This window comes from Stenotrophomonas sp. YIM B06876 (assembly GCF_030711595.1).
In the GTDB taxonomy this organism is placed as follows: Bacteria; Pseudomonadota; Gammaproteobacteria; order Xanthomonadales; family Xanthomonadaceae; genus Stenotrophomonas.
Map to the genome: position 1 here is coordinate 1 of NZ_JAUJUJ010000043.1, position 17,215 is coordinate 17,215.

General features: G+C 65.6%; 13 protein-coding genes and 1 pseudogene. 10 read left to right on the top strand and 4 right to left on the bottom strand.

From position 1 onward, the window contains the following. A pseudogene (locus QZH66_RS13210) lies at positions 1 to 543 on the top strand (IS30 family transposase); the annotation flags it as partial. Positions 544 to 591: 48 nt separating this feature from the next. On the opposite strand, the gene QZH66_RS13215 reads toward QZH66_RS13210, so the two are convergent. Beyond that, a complete protein-coding gene (locus tag QZH66_RS13215) occupies positions 592 to 1,131 on the bottom strand; it encodes a hypothetical protein (protein ID WP_305806410.1) in 540 nt (179 codons plus the stop codon). A 1,248-nt stretch (positions 1,132 to 2,379) separates the two neighbouring features. Here QZH66_RS13215 and pstS (QZH66_RS13220) point away from each other — a divergent pair. The 8 genes from pstS (QZH66_RS13220) (at position 2,380) to rnt (ending at position 10,432) form a co-directional block, all read left to right on the top strand. Further along, entirely contained in the window at positions 2,380 to 3,411 is a 1,032-nt protein-coding gene (gene pstS / locus QZH66_RS13220) for a phosphate ABC transporter substrate-binding protein PstS (protein WP_305806411.1), read from the top strand. 344 nt (positions 3,412 to 3,755) lie between these two features. After that, positions 3,756 to 4,844, top strand: coding sequence for a phosphate ABC transporter substrate-binding protein PstS (pstS, locus tag QZH66_RS13225; protein ID WP_305806412.1), 1,089 nt, complete (start codon positions 3,756 to 3,758; stop codon positions 4,842 to 4,844). Positions 4,845 to 4,910: 66 nt separating this feature from the next. Continuing rightward, the gene (pstC, locus tag QZH66_RS13230) at positions 4,911 to 5,879 is read left to right on the top strand and encodes a phosphate ABC transporter permease subunit PstC (RefSeq protein WP_305806413.1); all 969 of its coding nucleotides are present in this window, start codon (positions 4,911 to 4,913) and stop codon (positions 5,877 to 5,879) included. Beyond that, positions 5,879 to 6,739 carry a phosphate ABC transporter permease PstA gene (pstA, locus tag QZH66_RS13235; protein WP_305806414.1) on the top strand — a complete coding sequence of 287 codons (861 nt, stop codon included), beginning with the start codon at positions 5,879 to 5,881 and terminating at the stop codon, positions 6,737 to 6,739. The genes pstC and pstA overlap by 1 nt, the downstream gene beginning before the upstream one ends. A 16-nt stretch (positions 6,740 to 6,755) precedes the next feature. Further along, positions 6,756 to 7,586 (top strand): phosphate ABC transporter ATP-binding protein PstB, encoded by an 831-nt coding sequence (pstB, locus tag QZH66_RS13240; protein WP_305806415.1) that lies wholly within the window; start codon positions 6,756 to 6,758, stop codon positions 7,584 to 7,586. Positions 7,587 to 7,752: 166 nt separating this feature from the next. Continuing rightward, positions 7,753 to 8,460, top strand: coding sequence for a phosphate signaling complex protein PhoU (phoU, locus tag QZH66_RS13245; protein ID WP_305806416.1), 708 nt, complete (start codon positions 7,753 to 7,755; stop codon positions 8,458 to 8,460). Positions 8,461 to 8,768: 308 nt separating this feature from the next. After that, complete coding sequence (locus QZH66_RS13250) at positions 8,769 to 9,461, top strand: hypothetical protein (RefSeq protein ID WP_305806417.1); 693 nt, start codon at positions 8,769 to 8,771, stop codon at positions 9,459 to 9,461. Positions 9,462 to 9,775: 314 nt separating this feature from the next. Then, positions 9,776 to 10,432, top strand: coding sequence for a ribonuclease T (rnt, locus tag QZH66_RS13255; protein WP_305806418.1), 657 nt, complete (start codon positions 9,776 to 9,778; stop codon positions 10,430 to 10,432). A gap of 236 nt (positions 10,433 to 10,668) precedes the next feature. On the opposite strand, the gene QZH66_RS13260 is transcribed toward rnt, so the two are convergent. The 3 genes from QZH66_RS13260 to QZH66_RS13270 all read right to left on the bottom strand — a co-directional run bounded on the left by QZH66_RS13260 (position 10,669) and on the right by QZH66_RS13270 (position 15,945). Further along, a complete protein-coding gene (locus QZH66_RS13260) occupies positions 10,669 to 13,674 on the bottom strand; it encodes a ligand-binding sensor domain-containing diguanylate cyclase (protein ID WP_305806419.1) in 3,006 nt (1,001 codons plus the stop codon). A gap of 157 nt (positions 13,675 to 13,831) precedes the next feature. After that, positions 13,832 to 15,238: an ATP-binding protein gene (locus tag QZH66_RS13265; protein WP_305806420.1), complete on the bottom strand. Its 1,407-nt coding sequence runs from the start codon at positions 15,236 to 15,238 to the stop codon at positions 13,832 to 13,834. Then, positions 15,235 to 15,945: a response regulator gene (locus tag QZH66_RS13270; RefSeq protein WP_305806421.1), complete on the bottom strand. Its 711-nt coding sequence runs from the start codon at positions 15,943 to 15,945 to the stop codon at positions 15,235 to 15,237. Before QZH66_RS13270 ends, QZH66_RS13265 begins: the two co-directional genes overlap by 4 nt. Before the next feature lie 222 nt (positions 15,946 to 16,167). Between QZH66_RS13270 and QZH66_RS13275 the strand changes: the two genes are divergently transcribed. Continuing rightward, positions 16,168 to 17,215, top strand: a 1,048-nt coding sequence (locus QZH66_RS13275; protein WP_305806422.1) for an efflux RND transporter periplasmic adaptor subunit, incomplete at its 3' end; no start/stop codon positions are given.

Here is a 17,215-nt window from a genome sequence, read left to right on the forward strand (position 1 = left end):
CAGAAGACAGAGAACCACGGCCGGATTACCGACACCGTCTCGATCAGCGAGCGGCCGGCCAATGCCGAAGATCGGGCTGTGCCAGGGCATTGGGAGGGCGATTTGCTGTTCGGTGACCGGAACAGTCAAATCGCTACGTTGGTGGAGCGACAGACCCGCTACCTGATGCTGGTGAAGGTGGCAGGCAAGGACACCGAGACCGTGGTCAACGCGCTGATCAAGAACGCACGTCGCCTGCCGAGGCAGCTGTACCGGTCGCTGACTTGGGATCGAGGCAAGGAGATGGCCGGACACCGCCGCGTCACCCTGGCCACCGACAAACAATTATAATTATGCGACCCCCACCATCCTTGGCAACGCGGCAGCAACGAGAACACCAACGGCCTACTGCGGCAGTACTTCCCCAAGGGCATCAGTCTTGCCGATGTCACGCAGGCGAAGCTGGATGCAGTGGCACGACAGCTCAATGAACGGCCACGCAAGACGCTGGGCTACGAAACACCAGCAGAGCGATATCGACAAACTGTTGCGTCGATCGGTTGAATCCAAGGCCAGAAGCGGCCATTCGATGTCTATCAAGAGTTGGGCAATTCAGCTCCCTCCCGGATGTCCCAAGTCGGATTTGAGGAACGTATATGCTGCGAGCACCCCTTTCGCGTCTATGTTTCGATTTGCAGACATGTAGCTTTGTAGCATTCGTGTCGCGCGTGTGTCGCCCAACTCTGCAGCTAGTTGAAAAGATGCCGCAATCATTGCTGGGTTGCCGCCGACTTCTGTCGTGTTGAAGAGCGCGGCAGCCTGATAGACAGCGAACGGGCTTTTCGTAGTTCCGATGTTCCGCAATGCGAAAGAGCGCGCGTCCATAATCTTGGTTGCTAGTGCATTGTCTTCAGCGGTGTCGCCAACTCCCTTCCAGTTGTTCCCTGGAATCAGGCTCACAACTCGATCGATGTATAGCTCCTTCTCCAGGTGGCCACCGCTACGCGCATTCCGCAGTAACTCATCGTCTGTCATCTTCTCCGCGGCAACCCAGGTGTTGACGTCGGGAAACCCCAGTTTTTTCAGGTCAACATCCTCTCCGGGCGACGAGTTGCTGAGGGTCCCGAAATAGCGGGAATCGATAGTTGCCAAAAGGGATCTTTCGTTCTGCGAAAGCGCCCTATAGTCGTTCTGAGCCCTTGCAGTGGCAGGTGCTTGCGCCGTCCCATCAGCATGTGCGGTGGGATCTGAGTTTGATGGACTCCCCATCGAATCAGCGACGTTGTCAGCTGCATCCTTCTTCCCGGATGTGCACGCTACAAGGAGAAGTGTGGCTATCAAGGCTGCGAAAATAGACTTAGTTCGCACAGTTGTTGGTCCTCATGTCTTGAGCCCAGATAGAACACTCTCGTTTCTGAAGCTGCCAGTTATAGACGTCTTGTGACTTGTCCGTGCTGGTGACGGCGAAATGGTAGAGGCCTGCATATCCTCGGCACGAGTCAATCGCGCTCGTACTGCCGAGGCCATTGCAAGCAGTAGTCATTGAGTTTACGAAATCCAGATTGCAAGATGCATTGGATTCCCCTGCCGCCCAACATTGATCGTGTGACTGGCAAGCGCCCAGAAAGCTCATACCGGATGCCGGTGCGTTGAAATCTCCGGAGTAGGTGTTGGTGGCAATATAAGAAAGGAATATGTCGCCAAGCCACATGGTGAGCCGGTTAGGGCCGCATTGGTTGAATGCGTAGGTGCTCTTGCCTGGGGTTGGTATGCCAGGTGTTGAGTCAGGATACAGATTCGGGCAGTTTGGCGGACGCTGCCCTTTCAAGTTAGCGCAGAACTGCGCTTTGCTAACTGGAGGGTCGTCAACGAGAGGGAAACCTTGGGTGAAGAACTCCTCGTTTAACTGGGATTGCATCATATCCAGCATCAAAGCACACCCGCCTCCATAGCAAAGAACATTCCCGCCTTGCTGAGTGGGAACGACAGCCTGCACCGGTGGCAGCGTTGGAATAGGAGGGGGTGGGGTAGTTATCGATACGTATGCGAAGCCGACGACTGCAAACGACACGCTGATCAGTACAAGCCAAAAACGTCGCTATCGCCGCCAGCTGCTCTTGGCCATGACCGGCCACAGCCGCTCCAGCGAACACCGGGGCTGCGGCCCCTCCAAGCGGCCAACTATGGGCTCATAGGCTCCAGGGGTTGACCGAAGCTACCACCCCATGCGTACAAGAACGGCCGCCACTCCCCGATTCCAGAACCGCTGCACGCCACGTTCTGAGCGGTCCGCGGCGCTGTCATGGGCGCGTCATATGACAGACGCGGTGTTGTCATCCAATGGTTATGGAATAGGCACCGGGCGGACACCCCGCACTTCACCCCTTCCAGGAGCCATCCGTGATCCACGCCATCAAGTCGCGCGCCGCTATCGCCATTGCCATTGCCATTGCCACCGCATCGTTTGTGTTCAACGCCAGTGCCGCCGATGTCACCGGCGCAGGCGCTTCGTTCATCTATCCGGTCATGTCGAAGTGGTCGGCCGACTACCGCACCGCCACCGGCAAGCAGGTGAACTACCAGTCGATCGGCTCCGGTGGCGGCATCGCCCAGATCAAGGCGGCCACCGTGGACTTCGGCTCGTCCGATGCCCCGCTCAAGCCGGAAGAACTGGCCTCGGCCGGTCTGGCGCAGTTCCCGTCGGTGATCGGCGGCGTGGTGCCGGTGCTCAACGTGGCCGGGATCGCACCGGGGGCGCTGAAGCTGGACGGCCCGACCCTGGGCAATATCTTCCTGGGCAAGATCAAGACCTGGAACGACCCGGCAATCGTCGCGCTGAACCCGGGCCTGACCCTGCCCGATGCCAAGATCACCGTGGTGCACCGCTCCGATGGTTCTGGCACCACCTTCAACTTCGTCAACTACCTGTCCAAGGTCAACCCGGAGTGGAAGAGCACTGTCGGCGAAGGCACCTCGGTGCAGTGGCCGGTAGGTATCGGCGGCAAGGGCAATGAGGGCGTCGCCGCCTACGTCAAGCAGATCAAGGGCGGCATCGGCTATGTCGAACTGTCCTATGCGCTGCAGAACAAGATGTCGTTTGCGGCGATGAAGAACGCCGCCGGCCGGATAGTGCAGCCCAGCGACGCCTCCTTTGCCGCCGCCGCGGCCAGTGCCGACTGGGCCGGCGCCAAGGACTTCTACCTGGTCATGACCAATGCCCCGGGCGCCGAAGCGTGGCCGATCACCGCCACCAACTTCATCCTGGTGCACAAGCAGCCCAAAAATGTGGCTAACGCCAAGGCCACCCAGGAGTTCTTCCGCTGGGTCTACAAGAGTGGCGATGCCCAGGCCAAGCAGCTGGATTACGTGCCGCTGCCCGATACGCTGGTCCAGCAGATCGAAACCTACTGGCAGCAGAACCTGCGGTACTGAGTAAAGAGTCGACGGGTCCCTCTCTCCCTCGTCGCCTCAGGCGCGGATCAGGCGATCCGCGCCTTTTTTGTGCAGCGGCGCCGGGCACCGCTGGCGCTTCACCGGCAAGACCCTGCCGGGCCCCGCCTGGCATCCACCCTGGAGCGGCGCCACGTGCCGCTGCAGCCCTGTCGCGGAACCCCCTGCCGGGCACATTTCCCGGCACTCCCGCCAGCACCGCGTTCGCATTGTTTCCATTCACCTTTCAAGATTCTTTCAACACTGTAATCAAGCTGTAACAAAAACATCATTTCATAGCCGCATCCGCTGGCACCGCCAGCTCTTCTCCCGCTATGGAGTGACGCATGAAGCTGCACACAACCGCTATCGCAACCCTTTCGCTGGCCATCGCCCTGGGGTTGTCGGCCTGCGGTGGCCCTGGCAACCCGGCCGCTTCAACCGCGGAAAACGCCGCGACGGGCGCAGCGGCTGCCGGTGACAGGCTGACCGCCGAAATCTCCGGCGCCGGTGCCTCCTTCATCTTCCCGCTGGTCTCCAAGTGGTCGGCCGACTACAACGCCGCGACCGGCGCCAAGATCAACTACCAGTCGATCGGTTCGGGCGGCGGCATCGCCCAGATCAAGGCCGGTACCGTCGACTTCGGTTCTTCCGACAAGCCGCTCTCGCCCGAGGAACTGGCGCAGGCCGGCCTGGGCCAGTTCCCGTCGGCTATCGGCGGCGTGGTGCCGGTGGTCAATATCGAAGGCCTGCAAGCCGGCCAACTGCGCCTGAGCGGGGCGCTGCTGGCCGATATCTTCCTGGGCAAGATCAAGACCTGGAACGATCCGGCGATCGTGGCCGCCAACCCCGGCGTCACCCTGCCTAGCGGCAAGATCACCCTGGTCCACCGCTCGGACGGTTCGGGCACCACCTTCAACTTCTCCAACTACCTGTCCAAGGTCAGCCCGGACTGGAAGAGCAAGGTGGGCGAAGGCACCACGGTGCAGTGGCCCGATGGCGTGGGTGGCAAGGGCAATGAAGGCGTGGCCTCGTACGTGCAGCAGATCAAGGGCTCGATCGGCTATGTCGAACTGGCCTACGCGCTGCAGAACGGCATGCCGTATGCCGCCATGCAGAATGCTGCCGGCAACTGGGTGCAGCCGACCGCCGAGAGCTTCGCCGCCGCAGCCGCCAGCGCCGACTGGGCCGGCGCCAAGGACTTCAACCTGGTCATCACCAACGCCCCGGGCGAGCAGGCATGGCCGATCACCGCCACCAACTTCATGCTGATGCACAAGCAGTCCAAGGATGCCGCGCGCAGCAAGCAGACCCTGGCGTTCTTCAAGTGGGCGTTCGAGAACGGCCAGCAGCAGGCCAACGACCTGCACTACGTGCCGCTGCCGGCACCGCTGGTGACCCAGATCGAAAGCTACTGGGCCAGCGAGTTCCATTGAGCAGACAAGCGTGCTGCCGGGCAGAACCTGGCACTGCCTCTTCTCTTTTTGGGCCCCGCCTCAGCCATGAATGCCATCACCCCGTCTCTCGTGCTTCCGTCCTCACGCGACCTGCGTGATGCCCGCAACGACCGTGTTTTCCGCTGGATCCTGCTCGCCACCGTGGTACTGGTGCTGGCAGCACTGGCCAGCGCCGCGCTGTCGATGCTGTGGGGCGGCCGCCACGCCCTGCAGGAGCAGGGACTGAGCTTTTTCTATTCCTCGGACTGGAACCCGGTGGAGAACAGGTTCGGGGCGCTGGCGCCGATCTACGGCACCCTGGTCACCGCGCTGATCGCGATGCTGATCGCGGTACCGGTGAGCTTCGGCATCGCCTTCTTCCTGACCGAAGTGGCGCCGCGCTGGCTGCGTGGCCCGGTCGGTACCGCGATCGAACTGCTGGCCGGTATTCCCTCGATCATCTACGGCATGTGGGGCCTGTTCGTGCTGGTGCCGGTGATGACCGAGTACGTCACCCCGTTCCTCAACGACCACCTGGGCACGTTGCCGATCATCGGCCCGATGTTCCAGGGCCCGCCGCTGGGCATCGGTATGCTCACCGCCGGCTTCGTGCTGGCGATCATGGTGATCCCGTTCATCTCCTCGGTGATGCGCGAGGTGTTCCTGACCGTGCCGACCCGTCTGAAGGAGTCGGCCTATGCGCTGGGTTCCACCCGGTGGGAAGTGAGCTGGGACATCGTGCTGCCCTACACCCGCTCGGCGGTGATCGGCGGCATCTTCCTGGGCCTGGGCCGCGCCTTGGGCGAAACGATGGCGGTGGCCTTCGTGATCGGCAACAGCGTGCGCCTGTCGCCCTCGCTGCTGGAGCCGGGCACCACCATCGCCGCGCTGATCGCCAACGACTTCGGCGAAGCCACCGAAACCTACCGCTCGGCGCTGCTGCTGCTCGGCTTCGTGCTGTTCATCGTCACCTTCGTGGTGCTGGCGATCGCCCGGCTGATGCTGATGCGCCTGTCCCGCAAGGAGGGCAACTGATGGCCAGCCCGCAGCCGCTGTACCTGCGCCGCCGCATCGTCAACGTGGTTGCGCTGGCGATGTCCTGCGCCGCCGCCGCGTTCGGCCTGCTGTTCCTGGGCTGGATCCTGTGGACCCTGCTGTCCAAGGGCCTGCCTGGCATCAACCTCAACCTGTTCACCCGGATGACACCGCCGCCGATGCAGGAAGGCGGCCTGCTCAACGCCTTCTTCGGCAGCGCGGTGATGTGCGCGCTGGCCATCGGCATGGGCACCCCGCTGGGCGTGGCCGCCGGCACCTGGCTGGCCGAGTACGGCAATGCGCGCAAGGCCGGCACCGTGGTGCGCTTCGTCAACGACATCCTGCTGTCGGCGCCGTCGATCGTGCTGGGCCTGTTCGTCTACACGCTGTACGTGATGCAGACCGGCGGCCAGTTCTCGGCGTTTGCCGGTGCCCTGTCGCTGGCCTTCATCGTGCTGCCGGTGGTGATCCGCACCACCGACGAAATGCTGCGGCTGGTGCCGGTGCAGATGCGCGAAGCGGCGCTGGCGCTGGGCGTTCCACAGTGGAAGGTGACCGTGCAGGTGCTGTACCGCAGCGCCCTGGCAGGCATCGTCACCGGCATCCTGCTATCGCTGGCCCGCATCTCCGGCGAAACCGCGCCACTGCTGTTCACCGCCTTCGGCAACCAGTACTGGAACAGCAACGTGTTCCAGCCGATGGCTTCGGTGCCGGTGGTGATGAACCAGTTTGCCGGCAGCCCCTACGAATCGTGGCAGGTGCTGGCCTGGGCCGGCGCCCTGGTGCTGACCGTGTTCGTGCTGCTGGTCAGCCTCTCCGCGCGCGGCCTGCTGCTGCGCAACCGCATCTCAAACGACTGATCCCATGGACCTTGCCATGAACGATTTTTCCAACGCCGTGCCGATGCAGCGCATCGCCGTGCCCGCCTCCCACCCGTCGCTGCAGAGCCCGGCGCCGGTCAAGCTGGCCGCGCGCGGGCTGGACTTCTACTACGACAGGTTCCATGCGCTGAAGAACATCAACCTGGAAATCCCGGAAAAGCGCGTCACCGCGCTGATCGGCCCGTCCGGTTGCGGCAAGTCGACCCTGCTGCGCATCTTCAACCGCATCTACGCGCTGTACCCCAAGCTGGAAGCGCGTGGCGAAGTGCTGCTGGATGGGGAGAACATCCTCTCGCCGAAGTATCCGATGAACCGGCTGCGCAGCAAGGTCGGCATGGTGTTCCAGAAGCCGGTGCCGTTCCCGATGACCATCTTCGAGAACGTGGCCTACGGCATCCGCCACCACGAGAAGCTGTCCAAGTCGGAGATGGCCGACCGCGTCGAGCAGGCGCTGCGCCAGGGCGCGCTGTGGGACGAGGTCAAGGACAAGCTGGGGCAAACCGCGCTGGGCCTGTCCGGCGGCCAGCAGCAGCGCCTGTGCATCGCCCGCGCCGTGGCCCTGCGCCCGGACGTGCTGCTGCTCGACGAGCCGACTTCGGCGCTGGACCCGATCTCGACCAGCCGCATCGAGCAGCTGATCGAAGAGCTGAAGAACGACTACACCATCGCCATTGTCACCCACAACATGCAGCAGGCCGCGCGCGTGTCCGACTACACCGCCTTCATGTACCTGGGCGACCTGGTCGAACACGACCGCACCGACGTGATCTTCTCCAACCCCTCGAAGAAGCAGACCGAGGACTACATCACCGGCCGATTTGGGTGAGTGGTCGCGCCTGGCCGATGCCCTATCGGCATCGGCTGCGACCGCGAACGCCCGGCCACGGATGGCCGGGCCGGACGGTCCGAAGCCGGCGTTACATCGCCAAGGACGGCTGCATCCAGAATCGAGTCAAGCGTCCCTCGCTCCCCCTATCAACCAGAGCATTTCGATGAATCTTCCCAACGACCATATCGTCAGAAGCTACGACGAAGAACAGCAGCGGCTGGTGGCCGAGATCGTGCGCATGGGCGAGATGTCCGTCGCCCAGCTGGAAGCGGCCATGGACGTGATCGAACGCCGCGACGAAAAGGCCGCCCGGCGCATCATCGCCAACGATGAGGCCATCGATGCGCTGGAGCAGCAGATCAGCCATGACGTGATGCGCCTGGCGTTGCGTGGTCCGATGGCGCGCGATCTGCGCGAGATTCTCGCCGGCCTGCGCATTCCCGCCGACATCGAGCGCATCGGCGACTATGCCGCCAACGTCGCCAAGCGCTCGATTGCGCTGGCTGCGGTGCCGCCGCTGCCGCAGATCCAGGGGCTGCGTGCACTGGGCCGGCTGGCGGCGCAGCAGGTGCGCCGTGCCCTGCTGGCCTACCAGAACAACGATGTAAAGGCCGCACTGGAACTACGCGAGGACGATGCCCGCCTGGACGCGCAGTACACCGCGCTGTTCCGCGAACTGCTCACCTACATGATGGAAGACCCGCGCAACATCACCCCGTGCACCCACCTGCTGTTCATGGCCAAGAACCTGGAGCGGGTGGGCGACCACGCCACCAACATCGCCGAGAACGTGTGGTTCCTGGTGCATGGCGAGCAGCCCTTGCCGCCCCGTGAAAAGCGCGACGAAACCAGCTCGCCCGAGCCGCTCTGAAAAACAGCGGAAGCCCTTCGTTGCATGGCGCTGTGGCGGGCTGACACAGCGCGGTGAGGCCACGGTGGCGCCGGATGGACGGATGTTACGTACGGATTGCCATCGCCATCGGCCTGCTCACCGATATCGTCATCAACGCTGGCAGAATCTCGCGGCGGCTGCGGGAAAGACCCGGATCATCGCCTGTTCCCATGGGGCGAGACCACGGCACCCGTGCCGAAGTCACACAGATTTGACGACCGGCAGCGTCCAGTGGGCCGTACCGTGAATGCAATGGTTGCGTGCCCGGCCCTTTCCTGGAGATCGCCATGAAGACATCGCTCACCGTCCTTGCAGCGTCGTTCGCGCTGCTCACCGTCGCCTGCAACCCGCAACCGCCGCATGCGCCCACCACCGAGACGCCGGCGGCACCGGCTGCAACGGCGCCCCCGCCCGCCGAGTCCGCTGCACCCGCTGCGGCTCCGGCAGCCCCGAAACTGCAGGCTGACCTGCGTGCCTTGTGGCACGGTCATATCGACAAGACCCGCGACTACGCGATGGCCGTCAAGGCCGGCAACCAGAGTGAAGCCGATGCCGCCGCCAGCGCTGTCGTGACCAATGCCAAGGCGATATCCGCCGCGGTGGCAGGTTTCTATGGTGAAGCCGGCGGTGCCGAGATGCTTCGCCTGCTGGGCGGTCACTGGGCAGGCGTGAAAGCCATGACCGACGCCGCGCACAAGGGGGATGCCACCGGCGTGCAAAAGGCGATGGACCAGGCAATCGCCAACGCCGGTGACATCGCCAGCTTCCTCGCCAGCGCCAACCCCCATCTGCCCAAGGACACCGTCAATGCCCTGATGGTCACCCACGTCGAACACCACCACGCGCAGATCACCCAGATCATGGCCGGTGACGAGGTCGGCGAAGCCGCGACGTGGAAGGCAATGCAGGCCCACATGGATGTGATTTCCGACGCGCTTGCGGCGGCCATCGCCCAACAGTTCCCCGACAAGGCGGCTTGAACGGAGCAGGCAGGCCGCGTTCTGCCGTTGGACGGCCATGGCACGGTCAGCAGCGGATTGCCGCCCACGGCGGCGCTTCAGGGGGGGCCGCGCCAAGACACTGGCACCGACACCGTCGCGACAATACAAACCGGCGGTTTTCGTGGCTGTCCCGGCGCAGCCGCCCGGGACAATTCCCTCAAGCCGGCAACGGTGCTGCGGCGCCTTTCCACAGGCGCCGTGCGGGCCGTAACGGCGTCACCGGGCGGCTCCTCCTTATCCGCCGCACCCAGCCGCAGCGGCGGAAAACCGGGGCGCTCTGGTACCCTGTCGCGATGAACGAACCTGTCGAATCCGCCCCCTCGTCCACCGCTTTCATCCCGATGTCGCAGCGCTTCCGCGGCTTCCTGCCGGTGGTGGTGGACGTGGAAACCGGCGGCTTCGACTGGAACCGCCATGCGCTGCTGGAAATCGCGGTGGTACCACTGGAAATGGACGGGAACGGCCAGCTGTATTGCGGGGAAACCCGCAGTGCGCACGTCATCCCCGCCGAAGGTACCGAAATCGACCCCAAGTCGCTGGAGATCACCGGGATCATCCTCGACCACCCGTTCCGCCTGGCCAAACCCGAGCGCGAAGCGCTGGAACATGTCTTCGCGCCGGTGCGCGCCGCGCTCAAGAAATATGGCTGCCAGCGCGCGATCCTGGTCGGCCACAACGCCCATTTCGACCTGAATTTCCTCAATGCCACGGTGGCCCGCTGCGGCCACAAGCGCAATCCATTCCACCCCTTCAGCGTGTTCGACACGGTCACTCTGGCCGGCGTGGCCTACGGCCAGACCGTACTGGCGCGCGCGGTCCAGGCGGCCGGTTTCGACTGGAATGCGGAAGAAGCGCACAGCGCGGTGTACGACACCGAGCAGACCGCGCGACTGTTCTGCAAGATCGTCAACGCCTGGCAGCGCCCCGATACCGGCAGCGCCTCCCAATAACGGGCAAGAAATTCAGCGCGCACGGCAGGTAAACCGCGCGGCCATCGCGGCACGGTGTTCTGGCCGTGCGCGCAGCTTCGCCCGCCTGCCCTGACTGGTTAACCGGTGCGGAAATCCAGAGACCGCCCCCGTCCGGCTCGGCCGCACTGCGCTGCGGCTGCCAGCCGCACACGGCAGCGGCACGGCTGGACCACGATCACCAGACCGGGTTCTGACGCCGCCCGATGCGGCGGCGCTCAGCCGATGCAGGTGCGGTTGCGGCCTTCGTGTTTGGCCTGGTAGAGCGCGCGATCGGCCCGCTGGCTCAACAGCGACGGGGTCAGATCCTGTTCGCCCATCTGCACCAGGCCGGCGCTGAAGGTGATCTGCAGCCGGTCTTCGCCCCGCCGCGCCCAGTCCCGGTGGTCGCGGAACAGCGCATGCACGCGCTCGGATACCACCATTGCCTCCGGCAGCTCGGTGTTGTTGAGCACCAGCGCGAATTCCTCTCCGCCCAGCCGCGCCGGCAGATCCGACTCGCGGCAGGCCTGGCGCAGCAGTTGTCCCACTTCGCACAACACATCGTCCCCGACGCTATGCGACCAGTTGTCATTGACCCGCTTGAAGTGGTCGATGTCCAGGATCATCAGGCACAGCGCGTGACCCCCGCGACGGGCTCGCGCCACCTCGCGCGCCAGTGTTTCGTCGAACGCACGGCGATTGGGCAGCCCGGTCAGCCCGTCCTCACGCGCCTGCCGCTCGAAGGCTTCGGACTGCTGGCGCAAGCGCTCGGCCAATCCGGTCTTCTCGGCGTTGGCCGCCAGCAGGTGTTCGGCCTGCAGCTGCAGGTCACGGGTGCGCTCATCCACCAGTCGCGCCAGCCGTGCATTGCTGTTCTTGTAGCGCTTGATCAGATAGCGGTACATCAGCAGCAGCACCAGCAGGACCAGTATGCCGGCGCCCAAACGCACCTCCAGCCGCTGCCACCACATCGGCTTGACCGTGAACCGCCACGAGGCGGCGTCCTGACTCCAGCGTCCGTCCGGATGCGCGGCAGCCACATGCAGCACGTAGTTGCCCGGAGACAGGCCGACATATTCGACGCTGCGCTGGCTGCCGCGTTCGATCCAGTCATGGTCCAGGCCTTCGAGCCGGGTCCGGTAGCGGATGCGGCCAGGCAACAGATAGCTCAATCCCACATAGGAAAGCGTCAGGCGCCGGCCGCCCGGAATCACCTGGCTGTCGCGCGTGCGCCAGTTCAACGGCTCGCCATCGAGCAGCACGTTCTCCATCACCGGCGGGGGCGGTGCGCGCTCACGGAAACGCTGCAACAGGTTCGGGTCCACGCTCACCAGTCCACCAGCGGTGGCCACCCACACCGTGCCATCGCGCCGCAGGATCGCCGCCGGGCCGGAGCTGCCATTGGCCTGGGCGCTGACCATGCCATCGATCTCCCGGTACATCTCACCTTGCAGCCGCGGCTGGCGGCCGGCGGCCACCGCCTCGAGCGCTTCCAGCCGGGTGCGCCAGATACCGCGGTTGCTGCTCAGCCAGACATTGCCCAGACGGTCGGGCACCAGCTCGAAGGTGGTGTCCACCGGCATCCCCTGCTCGCGACCGACAGCGCTCAAACGCCCGCCGGCATAGCGGTAGAGGCCGCGGTCACTGGTCATCCACACCGCCGTGCCGATCTGCCGGAAGCCGTACACCGAACGGGCATCGCCGGCGGCGGCGACGTCGACCTGCTCAGCCTTGCCATCCTGCAGCCGCCACACGCCTTCGGTGGTGCCTATCCACAGCGCGCCCTCCAACCAGGCCAACGCCAGCACCACCGTCTGCGGCATGCCTGGTGCCGCCACCGGTACCACGTGGCCATCGACCAGCTGCAGCACGCCATGGCCCGAGCCCAGCCAGACCTGGCCACTGTCTCCCAGCGCCACGGCGCGGTAGTTGCCATGCGGCAGGTCGATGCCGGGCCGGTAGTGGCGCACCTGTCCGGCCGCGCCAATGCGGAACACCCCTTCGCCGCGCGTGCCGACCCACAGTTCGCCGGAGGCGGCGGCCGCCACCGCCAGCACCGAAGGTTGCCGCGCCCCGGCACGCAAGGCCACCGGCTGCACACGGCCGTCGGGCGCCATGCGGTCCAGGCCACTGCTGCTGCCGATCCACAGCGCGCCGCGGCTGTCCTCGACCAGCGTGCGCACGAAATCGCCGCTGAGTCCGTTGTCGTGGGTGTAGCTGGTGAACAGGGTCTCGCGCAGCCGCATCAGGCCGCCGTTCATGCCGACCCAGATGCTGCCCTCGGCATCCTCCAACAGGCTGATCACGCGGTAGTCGAGCAAGCCGCTATCGGATTGCAGATGCTCCACGCCACGCCGGCCGAGCCGCCACAGACCGTCGTTCTCGGTGCCCAGCCACAGATCACCGTGGCGGTCCTGCAGCATCTCGGTCAGTTGTCCGGCCCCGGGCAGCCGGTGGGCGAGCACCAGCTGTTCGCCCTGCATGCGGTAGATGCGCTCGCCGGCGACGATCCAGATCGTCCCGTCCGGCGCCTGGTACGGCCACGCCAGTCCCGGCGGCAGCCCGAAACGGGCCGGCGCCCGTTTCAGGCCCCCGTCGCCCTCCAGATACAGCAGCCCATCGAAGGTGCCGACCCAGACCCGGTCCTGCGCATCCACCACCATGCGGGTGAAATTGACTGCGCCGCGCAGCGACGGCGGCGGCAGGAAGTAATGGAAGCTCCGGTCCGGGTCCAGTCGGCCCAGCCCCATCCCGTCGTACAACAGCCACAGCCGACCATGGCTGTCCTTCTGCATTGCCTCGATGATGGTCACCGGGGCTTCGCCGGTGGCCGGCTTCCAGTGCTGCCAACGACCCTTCTGGTCGAAGCGCGACACACTGCCGCGCGAATCGCCCAACCACAGCGCGCCCTCACCATCGACATACAGCGAGCCGATGCCGTTGTCCTCCAGCCGCGGCCGGCTGCCGCGGTCGAACACGGTGAAGTCCAGGCCGTTGTAGCGCGCCAGCCCCTCCCACGTCGCGAACCACAGGTGACCATCCGGGGTCTGCGCGATATCGCGCAAGGTGTTGTGCGGCAGCCCGTTGCGGCTGGTCCAGACATCGCGCGCATAGTCGCGCAGCGGCGTCCCGGCTTCGTCAGCGGCGGCGGAAAACCCCGGCAGCCATAACAGCAGCGCCAGTATTCCCGGCATCCCCCACCGTGCGATGGTGTGGCCCAGCCTCCCCCAGGCTTGCTGCATCAGCGCCCGCTCCACCAGGCTCCACGCGCCGCGTGCCGCGCTGCGGCTGCAGGGCGTGCGGCGGAGGCATCTGCGGGTTTCATGGGCGGACGAAAGCGGCTTGAAGGAAGCGGATGCGGCCATTATCAGGCAAAAGCCGGCGGCGCAGCGACCCGGTTCAGAGCGGCCGCCCGCTGCCCCAGCGCGGCAACTGCCAGCAGACGACGGCCTGCAGCCCGCCCCCTGGATGATTGCGCAGCACCAGCGTGGCGCCCTCCTTCTCGGCCAGTGCCCGGGCGATGGTCAGGCCCAGCCCGGCACCGCCGGTTTCGCGCGAACGCGAGGTTTCCAGACGCAGGAAGGGCGTGAACACCGCTTCCAGGTCCTCATCGGCCAGACCGGGACCGCGGTCCTGGATGCGCACCTCCACCGTGCCGTCGCGGATATCGGCCGTCACCCGCGCCGAATGCCCGTACTTGATCGCGTTGTCGACCAGGTTGGAGAACAGCCGGTGCATCGCCAGCGGCCGCAGCATCAGCACCGCGCCGCAGCCGCGTTCGAACACGGCATCGTTGCCGGCCTCGGCCGCGTCCTCGGCAATGCTCTGCAGCAGCGAGTCCAGATCCAGCGCCACCCGCGGCTCGGCACTCTCGGCGCTGCGGGCCAGCTCCAGGCCTTCGCGGACCAGCGCCTGCATCGCCGCCAGATCGGCCACCAGACGTTCGCGCAGGGTTTCATCGGCCACGTTCTCCAGCCGCAGACGCAGGCGGGTGACCGGGGTCTGCAGATCGTGGGTGATGGCCGCCAGCATCTGCGTGCGCTCGCCCAGATGCCGCTGCAGGCGTTTTTGCATCGCGTTGAAGGCCTCGGCGGCGCGGCGCACTTCCAATGGCCCGGTAACCGGCAACGGGTCGCGCTGCAGGTCCTGCCCCAACTCGGCGGCGGCCGATGCCAGCCGCTGCAGTGGCGCGCTGGCGATGCGCGCCACCGCGTAGGCCAAGACCGCCATCGCCAGCCCCAGCAACGACATGAACCACGGGTCGAACGCCGGGACGGTACTGCGCGCCACGGCCGGGTATTCCAGTGCCAGCCGCAGCGGCGTGCCGTCGCTGAGCTGCAACTCGACCAGCCGGCAGCGCGGCGGGGTGAAGTCCGGATCGCGCGGCCGCACCCGGATGTGCTTGCGCGGGCCGCCACTGCGCGTAACGAAGTCCGGCAACGGCGGCAGGCAGGCACGGAAACCGGTCGCCCGCACCTGTGCCGTGGCCACCGGTCCTTCGCGCGTGGCCAGTACCGCCATCAGCCCCGGGTCCGGATCACCCGTGCGGAATTCGCCGCTGACCACGCGCACGCTCGGCCCGCCCACCGCCAGCAGTCGCGGGCGCAGCTCCAGGTTGTTGTCGAGCAGGTTGACGAAGCCCTGCAGCCGGTCGGCGATACGCGCCAGATTCTGCCGCTCGAACTCCTGCTGGCGCTTGGCATTGGCCAGCAGCGTGGCGCAGACCGCAGCCACCATCATCCCCACGAACAGGATCACGAACAGGCGCCCGGCCATCGACGACAGGAACCGCCGCAGGCGCTTCATTCCAGCGCCACCGCGCTGGCGAACACATAACCTTCGTTGCGCACGGTCTTGATCACGCCATCGCTGCCGCCGGCGTCGCCCAGCTTCTGCCGCAGGCGGCTGACCTGCAGGTCGATGGCCCGGTCCTGCGCCTCGTAGCTGCGCCCGCTGCTCAACGCCACCAGCTGCTCGCGCGACAACACCTTGTTGGCATGGCCGACAAACACGCGCAGCAGGCGGAACTCGGCCCCCGACAGCATCACCACCCGCCCGCCCGGATCGACCAGATGGCGGTGTTCCAGGTCAAAAATCCAGTTGGAAAAACGCGCCCGCCGCATCGCCAGCGGTTCCAGGTTCGCCGGCAGCGCCTCGGTCCGGCGCAACACGTTGCGGATGCGCGCCAGCAACTCGCGCGGTTCGAACGGCTTGGCCAGATAATCGTCGGCGCCCATCTCCAGCCCCAGCACGCGGTCGATCGGTTCACTGCGGGCCGTGAGCATGATCACCGGGGTTGCCGAACGCGCCCGCAGGTCGCGGCACAGCGACAGCCCGTCCTCGCGCGGCAGGTTCAGATCCAGCACGATCAGGTCGACATGTTCGCGTTCCAGCACCTGCCGCATCTGGCTGCCGTCACCGGCGGTACTGACCAGATAGCCGGCGCGTCCCAGCTGCTCGGCAAGCAGGGTGCGGATGTCGATATCGTCGTCAACCACCAGCAGGCGGTGCATGGTCATTGTTTCCGTCATGGTGCAATGATCCATCCTAGCGGATCGGCGCGCGCGCCCGGATTCGTGTCGCACTGTATCGCGCGCATGCGCCGATACAGTGCGATACACCTTTCGCAGCGGCGGATACATGCCGACACACACCATGTATTGAGGCTTGCAGACGCGCCGGCCACACTGGCAACGACGCCGCGACATGCGGCTTGCCCAGAGTCCGATGTCATCGTGAAGCCGTATCTGCCCAAGTCCCGACGCGGTCGCGTCATCGTCGTGGTGGTCGTTGTCCTGCTGCTTGCCGGCATCACCGGCTGGACCCTGCGCAAGCCGGCAATGCCCACCCTGGCCACCACCCCGGTGATCCGCGGCGATCTGGAACAGACGGTGGAAGCCACCGGCGTGATCGATGCCTACAAGCTGGTCAGCGTCGGTGCGCAGGCTTCGGGCCAGATCAAATCGCTGAAGGTGCAGCTGGGCGACACGGTGAAGGAAGGCGACCTGATCGCCGAGATCGATTCCACCACCCAGCAGAACAGCCTGCGCAACGCCGAAGCGGCACTGGAGAACATCAGCGCCCAGCGCGCGGTGCAGCAGGCGCAGCTGCGCCAGGCCGAACTCACCTTCCAGCGGCAGAAGCAGATGCTGGCCGCAGACGCGACCTCACGCGCGGAGTACGAATCGGCCGAAGCCAGCATGGCCTCCACCCGCGCCCAGATCCGCGCGCTCGATGCACAGATCAAACAGCGCGAGAGCGAGCGCGAAACCGCCAAGGCCAATCTGGGCTACACCCGCATCACCGCGCCGATCAACGGCACCGTGGTGGCGGTGGTGGCCGAGGAAGGCCGCACCGTCAACGCCAACCAGTCGGCGCCGACCATCGTCAAGCTGGCGCGCTTGGATCTGGTCACGGTGAATGCCGAAGTCTCCGAGGCCGACGTGGTCAAGATCACGTCCGGCATGCCGGTGTATTTCACCATCCTCGGCGCGCCGGAAAAGAAGTACCACGCCACCCTGCGCACGGTGAATCCGGCGCCGGCCTCGGTCGCCAACGAATCCGGCTCCTCCAGCAGTTCCTCGTCCGGTTCCGGTTCCAGCTCGGCGGTCTACTACAACGCCCTGTTCGACGTCGAGAATCCCGACGGCATGCTGCGCATCAACATGACCGCGCAGGTCTCGGTGCTGCTCAGCCAGGCCAAGGACGCGCTGATCATTCCCTCGGTGGCATTGAGCGCCAGGAGCGGCGCCGGGCGCCCGGGCCGGCCGGCGCCAGGCGGCG